Genomic DNA, 12,582 nt, shown 5'->3' with positions numbered 1-12,582 from the left:
GGGTTACTTCACGACATCGGCGAGCCAGATGTCGGAGATGGTTTCTGCGGCCCAGGGGAGGCTGAGGGCGCTGGCGCCGCGGCGGAGGACCCAGGTGGCCTGCGATCCCGAGTTCGGCTGGGCGTCGTTGACGGCGTGATAGCGGCCGTCGACGACGGGCGGGAGGCGCTGGAAGAGTCCGGAGGACTCCCGGGCCTGCTGGGTGGCGTCGTCGAAGTACGAGACGATCAGGATGTCGCCGTCCAGTTTCTCGAGTGCTTCGTCCCCGACGGCGGGATCGTCGGTGAATTCGGCGGCGATGGGGTTGGGTGTGAATCCCAGATCCGTCATGAAGGATTCGGCGGTGCCGCCTGCGACGGAGTAGTAGTCGATGCCGCTGTCGGCGCCGTAATCCGTTGCGATCGTGACGGTTTTGCCCTCGTACTCGGGATGTGCGGCGGCGACGTCGGCGATTCTGCGGTCGGCCTCGTCGATGACGGCCTCCGAGGCGGCTCGAAGATCGAGGACCTCGCCGACGATGCGCTGGCCCTCGCGCCAGTCCGCCTTGTCACCCGGGAGGGTGGACAGGTCGACGTAGGGTGCGATGTCGGTGAGTCGATCCACGTCCGTCTGTTCGAGACCGTAGTTCAGCGAAATGATGACGTCGGGGTTCGTGTTGGCGATGTTCTCGAAGTTCACCGGGTCGCTGCGGGTCGCTCCGTCGACGAATTCGATCTGCGAGAAGTAGTCGGTGTCTCGCCATTCCCAGACCGGATCCTCGGTCAGCGCGTACACCGGCGTGACGTCGAGTGCTTGGAGGGCGTCGAGGCCGGTGTTGAAGCCGATCACTGCGACGCGTTCGGGACGCTCGGCGATGACGAAATCGCCCGCCCAAGTGTCCACTGTGAGGGGGTACTGCGTGGTGCCTTCGGCATCGGGCAGGAGTCCGGACGCCGGGGAGTCGGTACCGCTTCCCTCCGGGTTCTCGGACGACGAGCATCCGACGAGCGCCAGCGCGGCCGTGGCGGCGACAACGGGTATCAGGCGCGACCAGCGTCGCCTCGCAGTGGTGGAGTGCATGGACAGATCCCCTTCTAAGTAGACAATTCGGACAACAGGTTAGGCTACGCTACCCTCAAGTCTTGCTCAGTGTGGGACAGGCAGGATGTACGCGTCGAACGTGACGTTCGACGCATCGCTGCAGCGCACAGCGCCGCTGAGCTGAACGAATGTAAAGTTAGTGTCCGCCTGGCCGTTGAAAACCGAGCATCGCACGGGCATCATCTGTGGCATGCAGCAGACCATCACCACAGAAGAACAGCGCGCCCTCGACGAGATCCGTTCGAGGCTTGCTCTCCAATTCCCCGAGGCCGATGTCGACGCGGCCGTGGCGGAGGCGCATCGGAAGTTCGACGGCGGGTCGATTCGAGATTTCGTGCCGCTGTTCGTGGAGAAGGACGCGATCGCGCGTCTGTCCTGATGCGCTAACCCGTCGGCGCCGGCTGGCACGCTGGGCACCACCAGGTTCGGCGTCGCGCGGGATCGCCGGGGACTTCGGCGGTGACGGCGATGGTGGTCCCGCATCGAAGGCAGGGCTTGCCTGCACGGCCGGCGACCCAGTGCTGCCGTCCTTTTCGGCGGTCACCCGTGGTGACCTGGTGAGCTCCGTCGACTGTGGCGGAATGCGTCATCGCCCGGTGCAGCAACGCGACGAGCGCGGGTGCATCCACCGAATCGGCCGGTCGCTGCGGGTGCAGGCCACGCAGGAAGCAGAGTTCGTTGGCCCACAGGTTTCCGGGCCCGGCGACGACGCGTTGATCGAGCAGTGCCGAGATGATGGGCACGCTGCCTTGCGCCCTGACGTTCGATGCGGCCAGCGCGGCGTCGAAATCGTCGTGCAGTGGATCGGGCCCGAGGTGCGCGAGAAGTCGGTTCATGTCGGGGCGGGAGCCGTAGTCGACGACGGGGAGCGTCAGACCGTAGGCGGTGGGTCCGTCCGTGCAGGACAGCTGAACTCGGACATCGGGGTTCAACCGCGTGGGTAGTCGGCGGCCGGGACGCGTGACGGTCCAGGAACCGGTCATCTTCAGATGGGTGTGCAGCGTGGCCCCGTCGTCGAAGTCGGTGAACAGATGTTTGCCATGGGTGCGGTGCCCGGTGATCACCCGCCCGGCGAGATCGACGGTCGCGTGCGCCGGGACGTTCAACCTGCCGAGGCGCAGTGTCTGCCCGTCCAGCGCCGCTCTCAGGCGTCGGGCGAGGCGGTAGACGGAGTCACCTTCGGGCACGCGGCGTTCTCACGCTTGTCGCAGTAGCGCGGTCGTGCGTTCCGCATCGACGGGACGGCCCAGGTGGAATCCTTGTGCCAGATGGCATCCGGCGGCTGCGAGTGCGTCGTACTGCGCCTGGTTCTCGACTCCTTCGCCGACGACGGTGACGTCGAATGCGATGGCGAGCATGACGATCGCGGAGACGACTGCTTCGGCACGTTCCCCGGGCAGTTCGGCAATGTAGGACCTGTCGATCTTGAGGCACTCGAACGTCGGGTAGCGGTCGAGGTAGGCGATGGAACCGTAGCCTTTGCCGAGGTCGTCGAGCAGCAGTGCGACGCCCATCGCGCCGAGGGCTGCGAGGGTCGCGGAGACGCGGGCGGTGTCGGAGACCCATACGGTTTCGGTGATTTCGAGGCCGAGGGCCTCCGGCGGTAGCCCGGTCTCGCGTAGGACGGCGGCGACGTCGTCGGGAAAAGCGCTGTTGCGCAGTTGAAGAGCGCTGACGTTGACGCGGATGGTGATGTCGGAGAACGTTCTCCACTGCACTGCCTGCGCGCAGGCAGTGCGGAGCGCCCACGAGCCGAGGGCTGTGGCCAGGCCGGTTCTTTCCGCTACGGCGACGAACTCGGTCGGTTCGATCGGCCCTCGCTCCGGATGGTTCCAGCGTGCCAGTGCCTCGACTGCGACGATCTTGCCGGTCGAGATCTGTATCAGCGGTTGATAATGCAGCCTGAGATCCCCTGCGGCCAGTGCATTTCGAAGGTCGATGGACAACGAGCGGACGCGGTCCGCGTCGTACAGGTCGTCTCGGTCGAAGAGCGCGTACCCGCCGTCGCCGCTGTCCTTGGCGCGGTACATCGCCAGGTCGGCTCGGTGAATGAGATCGCGCCGGGACATCGACGGTTCCGACAGGGCGATGCCGATGCTGACGCTCATCGGGATCGGGCCGTCGCCCGGACGCAGCGGTGCGCTCAGCTTCGAAATGATGTGACGAGCATAGTCTTCTGCCTGGTCGGGTCCGTCGATGTTCTGGTACATGATGAGGAACTCGTCGCCGCCGAGCCGGGCCACGGTGCCGCGTTCTCCGACGGCGTCGGTGAGGCGCTCGCTGAACCGGACGAGTGCACGGTCGCCGCTCTCGTGTCCGAGGCTGTCGTTGATGATCTTGAAATCGTCGATGTCGAGCAGCAGGAGCGCAACGTGACTGCGTTCCGAATGGTTGCGCATGAGCGCGTCGTCGATGAACTCGTACGCCAGCGTCCGGTTGGGGAGCGACGTCAAAGCGTCGTGCATGCTCTTGAGCCACAGCTGTCGATCCAGCTCCACTCGTTTGAGTGCCGATGTCACGACGCTGGCGACGGCGGCGAGGAAGCTCATCTCGTCGGCGCTGTAAATGCGCGGCTCGTACCCGTACACGGCCAGTGCTCCCCAGTGTTCGGACGAGGCGAAGGGCACCGGCACCGCTGCCCCGCTACGCATCTGGAGGCTTTCCATGGTCGAGGTGTCGAAGCGATCCTCGGTGGTGATGTCCGGGCAGATCACCGGGATGTTGTGCTGCAGTGCGTAACCGGCCATGGAGTGATTGCCGGCCGGAATGGACGCGCGAGTGGACAGGGTTCTGCTGGCAGCGAGAACGTTGAGGGTGCTGTCGCCGGTGTGCGCCTGGTGGACGACCGCTGCGGATTCGACGCCGAGAAGCGTCGCGGCGGCCAGCGCTGCGGCCGACATCAACTGTGCGAGGTCCGCATGTACCGCAAGGCGGCTGAGTTCGGCGAGCGCCTGCTGCTCGGCGGCATGCTGCCGGGCAGTCGCGGCCACGGCCTGAAGTTCCTCGTCGCGGTGATGCCCGGCCGTTCGGTCGCGGATGATCGTCGCGATTTTTCCGGGCACACCGTCGTGGTTCTCGAGGACGAAAGCCGATACGGCGACGGGGATCGCCACGTCCGTGCGGTGGTGGCGAAGTTCGCTCAGCCCTCGCCAGTGACCGTGATTTCTCAGGCTCGCCTCGACCTCGTCGGCCACCAGGAGGCCGCGAACGGTGAAGAACATGTCCGTGGTGAGGACCTCGTCGTCCGTCAGGGAATCGAGGCCCACGAGTGCGCGTCCGGCTGGATTGACGTACAGCACCGCGCCCGAGAATTCGGACAATGCGATCAAATCGGGCGACAGGTCCAGTATCGCCTGCAGTACGGCCAGGTCATCGGTCGGATCCGGCATAGCCGTCCTTTCAGGCCAACTGACAGTCGACAACACATCGTATGGCCTGGCCCAGCCGAAAGTACTGGATCCGTGGGAGCGCACAAGAGCCGTCGGATACCCCGCGATGGCGGAACCGAATCACTTGGACTCTTCCGCCGACAAACCTTTTGGTTTCCCTGCACACTGACGAAATGTGGTGGTGGATTCTGGGCATCCTGGCGCTGTGGATCGTGATAGCGCTCATCTTCGCTCTGCGCATCAGCCGTGGGCTGGGATCGATCGGCAACTGGGACGACGAGGACGAGGATCTCTAGAGCGCCGGATACACTATGCGTCGTCGATTGCAGTTCGCGGTCGACCCGGAGGGTCATCCGTCGAGCAGCGGCGTTGTCACCCGGAGCAGGTGCACGCCATGGTTCCGCGCTGCTACCTGCATCAACGTTGATTGCATGCAGCTCGGACTGAGGTGAACGATGGCAGAACCCACCGCGCGAGCGTCGGACAATTCGCCGACGTTGTTGGGACTCGCGGACTTCGCGCGTGACCTGCGCAAGGGCAACCGCACGGTCGAGGAAACCGTTCAGCAGATCCTGGCGCTGTCGATCGAACTGATCGGCAATGTCCACCACGGATGCGTGACCACCCTGGAAAAGGGGAAACGCACCGTGGTCGCGTCGACGGATTCCGTCGCCGAGGAGATGTGCCGGCTGCAGTACGAGCTGGACGAGGGGCCCATCGACAACGAACTCCAGCACCTCGACACTGTGGTGTCCGGGGAGCTCGACGGCGAGCAGAGGTGGCCACAGTTCGCGAAGATCGCGGTGGCCGAAGGGGTGCGATCCCTGGCTGCGTTCCGGCTGTACTCCGGTGACGGCGACCTCGGCGCACTGGTGTTCTACAGCAAGAGCACCGATGCGTTCGACGAGGACGATCTGATCGTCGGGGAAGCCGTCGCGACGCACGCAGCATTGGCTCTCCTCGCCGCGCGCGAACGGGATCAACTGAAGTCGGCGCTCGCGCGGCGGGACATCATCGGCCAGGCCAAGGGCATGCTGATGGAGCGGTACTCGATCGACGCACTCCGTGCCTTCGACCTGCTGGTCAAGCTGTCCCAAGAACGTAACCAGCGACTCCACGACGTCGCCGCAGAACTCGTCGCCGTCGAATCGGTGTCGCAGTAGTCCGAGGTCGACAATGCTCGAGGTTACTGTCGAAGTATGACCTTCGAGAGCACCTACGCCGATCGATTGGATGCGCTCGTGCTGCCGTGGCAGGGAGCCGAGGCGCCGAGTCCGCAGTTACTGGTGTTCAACGACGCCCTCGCCGGCGAGTTGAGAATTCCCGACGTCGGCGTCGACGTTCTGTCCGGCGCCACCGCTCCGGCCGGGTCCAACCCGGTGGCCATGGCCTACGCGGGTCACCAATTCGGCGGTTACGCACCGCTTCTCGGCGACGGTCGCGCACTGCTGCTCGGAGAAGTGCCCGTCGGCGACGGGCGGGTGGACGTTCATCTCAAAGGATCCGGCCCGACGCCGTTCTCCCGCGGAGGCGACGGATTCGCCGTCGTCGGCCCGATGCTGCGTGAGTACCTGATCAGCGAGGCCATGCACGCGTTGGCGATTCCCACGACGCGTTCGCTGGCCGTGACGGCCACCGGGCGGGATGTGTACCGAAACGGGCCGGAGCCGGGTGCGGTGCTGACGCGCATCGCGGCCAGCCACATTCGGGTGGGAACGTTCGAGTTCGCCGTTCGTCGCGACGGCCTCGTTCAACCGTTGGCGGACTACGCGATCGAGCGTCACTACCCGGCCGCGACGGGCGATTACCTGGCGTTCTTCGAGGCTGTGGTCGACGCGCAGGCATCGTTGGTGGCGAAGTGGATGCTCGCTGGGTTCGTGCACGGCGTCATGAACACCGACAACACCACCATCTCCGGCCAGACCATCGACTACGGGCCGTGCGCGTTCATCGACGGGTACGACCCGGCCGCCGTCTTCAGCTCCATCGATCAGGGCGGGCGGTACGCGTTCGGCAACCAGCCCGCGGTTCTGAAATGGAATCTCGCGCGATTCGGCGAAACCCTGCTGCGGCTGATCAGTGACGTTCCCGACGACGCCATCGCCCAGGTCACCGCGGTGCTGGAAAGCTTCGACACGCGGTACGACGGTTACTTCACGGCTGGAATGGCGTCGAAACTCGGCCTGGCCTCGCCGGACAGAAGTCTGATCGACGACTTCCTGGCGGTCCTGCAGGCCGAGGGTGCGGACTGGACAGGGACGTTCCGAACGCTGGCGGACTCTTTGAGGGCAGGAGTGGAGCCGGCAGGAACGACCGTGGGGGCAGGAGTGGAGCCGGCAGGAACGACCGTGGGGGCAGGGCCAGTCGTTCCCTCGTGGCTGGCGGGGTGGGAGTCGCGGTGGCGTTCGGCGCTGGTCGGCGATCTCGCGGCCGTGGCCGATGCGATGGATCGTGTGAACCCGGTGTACATCCCGCGAAACCATCTGGTCGACGCGGCCCTCGTGGCTGCGACGGGCGGGGACATGAGCCAGTTCTCGACGCTTCTCGATGTCGTCACTCATCCGTTCGAGGTTCGTCCCGAGTGGGCGGAGTTCGCGGGACCGGCGCCTGCGGTCTTCGCGAGTGGGTTCCAGACGTTCTGCGGAACTTGACACTCCTCGCCATTTCTGTCTAGGTTTAGCCCACCTCGCGTGTGATCCAAGCCACCCGCGACTGGGTCATCCTTGGGGGATACGGTGAATCTGCGCGTCGTCACGGTCGTACTGTCTCTAGCTGCCGCGGTGCTGATTCCGGTGGCGACCGCGTCGGCCGATCCGGGATCGGACTTCTATTCTCCACCCGCAGAATTCGATTCGACGCCGGGCTCGCTCGTCCGGACCGAGCCGCTCCCCCTCCTCGCGTCGTTCCCCGGCGCGGACGGCACGTGGCCCGGCAAGGCTCAACGCATCATGTATTCCTCACGGCTGCAAGACGATTCGCCGGTCGCCGTCACCGGAACGTACATCGAGGCGAGTCAGCCCTGGCGCGGCACCGGCGAGCGCCCCACGATCGTCGTGGCGCCCGGAACCGTCGGGCAGGGGGATCAGTGTGCACCGTCGAAGGCGTTCCAGACGGGACTGAACGCCACACTCGATCCGGTCTCGTTCTCGGCCAACCAGGAACAGCTCGCCGCGTCCGTCTGGATCGCCCGCGGTGCGCGGGTATTCGTCACCGACTACGTCGGTCTCGGCACGCCCGGTGTGCACACGTACGTCAACCGCATCGAAGAAGCGCACGCGGTGCTCGACGCAGCCCGCGTCGCGAACGTCCTGAGTGGTACCGGCTCGTCGACTCCGCTTGCGCTGTGGGGATATTCGCAAGGCGGTGGCGCCGTCGCCGCGGCCGCGGAGATGCAGCCGTCGTATGCACCGGAACTGAACATCAAGGGCACCTGGGCGGGTGCGCCTCCGGCGGACCTGCTGGCGACCCTCGGGCAGGTCGACGGAACACTCATCGGCGGTGTCATCGGATTCGCGGTCAACGGATTCGTCGCACGCAGGCCCGAACTGCTGGAACCCTTCAATGCGCGACTCACCCCCGAAGGCAAAGCCGTCATGGCCGAGCTGAGCAACGCCTGCATCGGCGACGTCATCCTCCGCCACCCCTTCCTGCGGACCGAGACGTTCACCGCCGACCACCAGCCCCTGCTGGCCAACCTGCGCACGATTCCGGAAGCAGCGCCGATCTTCGACGAACAGCGCATCGGCACCCTGACGCCGACGACCCCCGTGCTGGTCACCAGCGGACGCAACGACGACACCGTCCCCTATGAACAGGCCAGACAGCTCGCCGTCGACTGGTGCGACAACGGTGCCACCGTCGACTTCGTCAGCAACGACCTGCCGCCGATCCTCCCCGGCGCCGTCCTGCCGAACCACTTCGGCCCGGACCTCATCGACGGCTACGGCACCGGACTGGCACTGAACTACATCACCGACCGGCTCAACGACGTACCCCTTGCCAGCGGTTGCCGCCTCGGCTGACTGCGTCACCCCCTCGCAGGACCGAACTCGTGGGACCGAACTCGTGGGACCGAACGCGTGGGACCGAACGCGTGGGACCGAACGCGTGGGACCGAACGTGACGTTCGGTCACTTCAAGTGACCGAACGCCACGTTCGGTACGGAAACCGCGCGATGAAATTTTGACTAATTCCAGAAAACACGAGATTTTTGGGTTGGATCTGGTTATCGTCGGTGTCATGACGACGGACCTGAGCAATGCGGATCGGCTACGTGCAGCCGGTCTACGGGTCACGCAGCCCCGCACTGTCGTCATGGACGTTGTGCACAGTCATCCGCATGTCGACACGGATACCGTGTTCACGCTGGCTCGTACAGTTTTGCCTGCGGTGTCCCGTCAGGCCATCTACGACGTTCTCGATGCGGTGACGGCTGTCGGCCTCATGCGTCGCATTCAACCGGCGGGTCATGTGGCCCGGTACGAGATGCGCGTCGGCGACAATCATCACCATGTCGTGTGTCGCAGTTGTGGTCTCATCGCCGACGCGGATTGTGCGCTCGGTGAGGCTCCGTGCCTGACGCCGTCCCACAGTCATGGTTTCGTCGTCGACGAGGCCGAGGTCACGTTCTGGGGCTTCTGTCCCGATTGCGCGACCAGATCTTGATCATCGCCAGGCGTTGATCACAGCCCGAAAAATGTAGCCCACCGGAAAGGACCACGCGTGACCTCCGACGCCCGCCCACCCCACTCCGACACGAAGACCGACAGCACCAGTGAGAGCGAAAACCCGGTTATCGAGTCGCCGAAGCCCAAGAGCGGGGCTCCGCTGACCAACAAGGACTGGTGGCCCAACCAGATCGACCTGTCGATCCTGCATGCGCATACGTCCAAGTCGACGCCGTTGGGTGAAAAGTTCGATTACAAGGCAGAATTCGCGAAGCTGGACGTCGACGAGTTGAAGGCCGACGTCACGGCTGTGCTCACCGATTCGAAGGATTGGTGGCCTGCGGATTACGGCAACTACGGTGGTCTGTTCATTCGCTTGAGCTGGCACGCGGCCGGTACGTACCGCGTGTTCGACGGCCGAGGTGGTGGCGGTCAGGGCGCGCAGCGTTTCGCACCGCTCAACAGCTGGCCGGACAATGCCAACCTGGACAAGGCTCGCCGCTTGCTGTGGCCGGTCAAGCAGAAGCACGGAAACAAGATCTCGTGGGCCGACCTGCTGGTGTTCGCCGGCAACGTCGCACTGGATGCCATGGGATTCAAGACGTTCGGCTTTGCGTTCGGCCGTGAGGACATCTGGGAGCCCGAGGAAGTTTTCTACGGTCCCGAGGACAGCTGGCTGGGTACCGACAAGCGGTACACCGGTGAGCGTGAGCTCGCGAAGCCGCTCGGCGCGACCACTATGGGTCTGATCTACGTCAATCCCGAAGGGCCCGAGGGCGAGCCGGATCCGGTGAAGGCCGCGCACGACATCCGCGAGACGTTCGGCCGCATGGCCATGAACGACGAGGAGACGGCTGCGCTGATCGTCGGTGGTCACAGCTTCGGCAAGACGCACGGCGCTCGTCCCGCGGACAAGATCGGACCGGAGCCCGAGGGCGCACCGATCGAGCAGCAGGGTCTCGGCTGGAAGAACGGCCACGGCACCGGCAAGGGCGAGGATCAGGTCACCAGTGGTCTGGAGGTCGTGTGGACCAAGACGCCGACCAAGTGGGGCAACGGTTACCTCGAGAACCTGTACGGCTACGAGTGGGAACTGCAGAAGAGCCCTGCGGGCGCATGGCAGTTCGTGGCCAAGGACGGCGCGGGCGCCGGTGAGATCCCCGACCCCTTCGGTGGTCCCGGACGCGCACCGACCATGCTCGTCACCGACATCTCGCTGCGTGAGGATCCGATCTACGCCGAGATCACCCGACGCTGGCTGGATCACCCGGAGGAGCTGTCCGACGCCTTCGCGAAGGCCTGGTACAAGCTTCTGCACCGCGACCTCGGCCCCATCTCCCGCTACCTCGGTCCGTGGGTTCCCGAGGAGCAGCTGTGGCAGGATCCCGTTCCGGCGGCGACGTCCGAGCCGATCGACGATGCCGACATCGCCTCGCTCAAGTCGAAGATCCTCGACTCGGGACTGACGGTGCAGCAGCTCGTGTCGGTTGCATGGTCGTCGGCAAGCACGTTCCGCCACACGGACTTCCGTGGCGGCGCCAACGGCGCACGTGTTCGGCTCGAACCGCAGAAGAGCTGGGAGGCATCGGAGCCTGCCGTGCTCGCGGAGGTACTGCCGAAGCTCGAGCAGATCCAGCACGATTTCAACGGTGCTGACGGACATCAGGTTTCGCTTGCGGACCTGATCGTTCTGGCCGGATCCGCGGCGATCGAGAAGGCTGCCAAGGACGCCGGGCACGAGGTGACGGTTCCGTTCACTCCGGGTCGCACCGACGCCTCGCAGGAGCAGACGGACGTCGAGTCGTTCGGATACCTCGAGCCCCGCGCCGACGGTTTCCGCAACTTCTACAAGAGCGACGAGGAGACGCCGGAGGAAGTTCTGTGGCTCGATCGCGCGTACCTGCTGAACCTGACCGCGCCCGAGGCGACGGTTCTGGTCGGCGGCCTGCGTGCACTGGGCGCCAACCACAGTGGCAGCAAGCACGGCGTGTTCACGGATCGTCCGGGTGCGCTGACCAACGACTTCTTCGTCAACCTGCTGGATTCGGACACCGAGTGGAGCAAGGCGGACGACGGGTCCTACGTCGGGAAGACGCGCAAGACCGGTGAGCAGAGGTGGACGGCCAGCGCCATCGATCTGAACTTCGGATCGCACTCGCAGCTGCGCGCCATCTCCGAGGTCTACGCCCAGGCGGACAACGGTAAGAAGTTCGTCGACGATTTCGTTGCGGCCTGGGTCAAGGTCGCGGACAACGATCGGTTCGACGTCCGCTAGTCCACGTCCGTGAGTGGAGATACGTCGATGTGTCTCCACTCACGGCGTTTGGGTTCTTCCAGTCCGGGGATTCCACGCTGTGTGAACGCAATACGAGGACCGCTGTGCGCATCGCGGTGACCGGGGCGAGCGGGAACGTGGGCACCGCTGTTCTGCGGGCTCTCCGCGCTGCGTACCCGGATGCGCAGGCCGTCGGCTTGTCGCGACGGCGACCGCCTCAGGAACCGCCCTTCGACGGCGTCACCTGGGTTCAGGTCGATCTTGCATCCGAGGACTCCGAAACAATCCTGCTCAACGCTTTCAGTGGGGTCGACGCGGTTGTTCATCTCGCCATTGCATTCCAGCCCATGCGGGACCGTCGGTATCTTCGGCGAGTCAACGTCGACGGCACCGAGCGCGTGGCGCGGGCCTGTGAGGCTGCAGGCGTCGGACATTTGGTTCATCTGTCGTCCGGCGGTATCTACGCGCCCGGCGCCTACGGCGTCGAGGTCGACGAATCCTGGCCAAGAACAGGGGTCGAGGCGTCGACGTACAGCATGGACAAGGCCGCTGCCGAGGATGTTCTGGACGGTCTGTCCACTCGAATGCGTGTTGCTCGTCTTCGTCCCGGGCTGATCAGTCAGTGTTCGTTCGGAAGTGCGTTGTTGCGCTACGCGCTCCCGGATCTCGTACCGTCCTCGATCGTGGACGTCGTTCCGTTCCTACCCATCGACCGATCCTTCGTCGTTCCCGCTGTGCACAGCGACGACGTCGCCGACGCGGTGGTCAGGGTTCTGCAGCGTCGCGCGTCGGGACCGTTCAATCTTGCTGCGCCGACACCGGTTCGGGCCGATACGGTCGCGGATGCGTTCGGTGTTCGAATAGTTCCGACCCCGAAGAGGGTGCTGTCGACCGCCGTTCGAGTGGGTTTCACGGCGCATGTGCTGTCGATCCATCACGGGTGGGTTGAACTGGCTTTCGAGACACCGCTGTTGAACGCGGCGCGGGCTCGCAACGAATTAGGATGGCAGGCAAGCAAAGACGGCCCGGCGGTTCTGCGGGATACGGTGCGTGGAATGCAGGACCGAGCGTTCGGAGACAGTCCGCCGATGCGTAAGAGAACCATCTCGGACACGGCGCGGTCGTTCCTCCGGCGCGGATTCGTGTCGCGAGGCCGGCCGTCCTAGCCGA

General features: G+C 65.0%; 11 protein-coding genes. 8 read left to right on the top strand and 3 right to left on the bottom strand.

Annotation, left to right across the window (positions count from 1 at the left end):
* Positions 1-3: 3 nt before the first annotated feature.
* Positions 4-1,059: an ABC transporter substrate-binding protein gene (locus CH289_RS06155; protein WP_020110542.1), complete on the bottom strand. Its 1,056-nt coding sequence runs from the start codon at positions 1,057-1,059 to the stop codon at positions 4-6.
* Between the two features lie 211 nt (positions 1,060-1,270).
* Here CH289_RS06155 and CH289_RS06150 point away from each other — a divergent pair, with 211 nt between their 5' ends.
* Complete coding sequence (locus CH289_RS06150; protein ID WP_176458720.1) at positions 1,271-1,459, top strand: three-helix bundle dimerization domain-containing protein; 189 nt, start codon at positions 1,271-1,273, stop codon at positions 1,457-1,459.
* Positions 1,460-1,463: 4 nt separating this feature from the next.
* Here CH289_RS06150 and CH289_RS06145 read toward each other — a convergent pair whose 3' ends face one another.
* Both CH289_RS06145 and CH289_RS06140 read right to left on the bottom strand, forming a co-directional pair.
* Positions 1,464-2,267: a DNA-formamidopyrimidine glycosylase family protein gene (locus CH289_RS06145; protein WP_020110544.1), complete on the bottom strand. Its 804-nt coding sequence runs from the start codon at positions 2,265-2,267 to the stop codon at positions 1,464-1,466.
* A 9-nt stretch (positions 2,268-2,276) separates the two neighbouring features.
* Positions 2,277-4,469: a putative bifunctional diguanylate cyclase/phosphodiesterase gene (locus CH289_RS06140; RefSeq protein WP_094727573.1), complete on the bottom strand. Its 2,193-nt coding sequence runs from the start codon at positions 4,467-4,469 to the stop codon at positions 2,277-2,279.
* Between the two features lie 173 nt (positions 4,470-4,642).
* On the opposite strand from CH289_RS06140, the gene CH289_RS28675 reads away from it, so the two are divergent.
* The 7 genes from CH289_RS28675 to CH289_RS06110 all read left to right on the top strand — a co-directional run bounded on the left by CH289_RS28675 (position 4,643) and on the right by CH289_RS06110 (position 12,578).
* The gene (locus CH289_RS28675) at positions 4,643-4,765 is read left to right on the top strand and encodes a hypothetical protein (protein WP_019665661.1); all 123 of its coding nucleotides are present in this window, start codon (positions 4,643-4,645) and stop codon (positions 4,763-4,765) included.
* Between the two features lie 159 nt (positions 4,766-4,924).
* Entirely contained in the window at positions 4,925-5,632 is a 708-nt protein-coding gene (locus tag CH289_RS06135; protein WP_019665662.1) for a GAF and ANTAR domain-containing protein, read from the top strand.
* Between the two features lie 36 nt (positions 5,633-5,668).
* The gene (locus CH289_RS06130; protein ID WP_094727572.1) at positions 5,669-7,120 is read left to right on the top strand and encodes a protein adenylyltransferase SelO; all 1,452 of its coding nucleotides are present in this window, start codon (positions 5,669-5,671) and stop codon (positions 7,118-7,120) included.
* Positions 7,121-7,204: 84 nt separating this feature from the next.
* A complete protein-coding gene (locus CH289_RS06125) occupies positions 7,205-8,491 on the top strand; it encodes a lipase family protein (RefSeq protein WP_094727571.1) in 1,287 nt (428 codons plus the stop codon).
* Between the two features lie 218 nt (positions 8,492-8,709).
* Entirely contained in the window at positions 8,710-9,135 is a 426-nt protein-coding gene (locus tag CH289_RS06120) for a Fur family transcriptional regulator (protein ID WP_026347871.1), read from the top strand.
* Between the two features lie 57 nt (positions 9,136-9,192).
* A complete protein-coding gene (gene katG / locus CH289_RS06115; RefSeq protein ID WP_019665666.1) occupies positions 9,193-11,412 on the top strand; it encodes a catalase/peroxidase HPI in 2,220 nt (739 codons plus the stop codon).
* 104 nt (positions 11,413-11,516) lie between these two features.
* Positions 11,517-12,578 carry an NAD-dependent epimerase/dehydratase family protein gene (locus CH289_RS06110; RefSeq protein WP_094727570.1) on the top strand — a complete coding sequence of 354 codons (1,062 nt, stop codon included), beginning with the start codon at positions 11,517-11,519 and terminating at the stop codon, positions 12,576-12,578.
* Positions 12,579-12,582: the final 4 nt, after the last annotated feature.

Origin of the sequence: Rhodococcus sp. RS1C4, assembly GCF_002258225.1 — a bacterium.
In the GTDB taxonomy this organism is placed as follows: Bacteria; Actinomycetota; Actinomycetes; order Mycobacteriales; family Mycobacteriaceae; genus Rhodococcoides; species Rhodococcoides fascians_E.
Note: the sequence above shows the minus strand (reverse complement) of the source record. Positions and strands in the feature narration are given on the sequence as shown.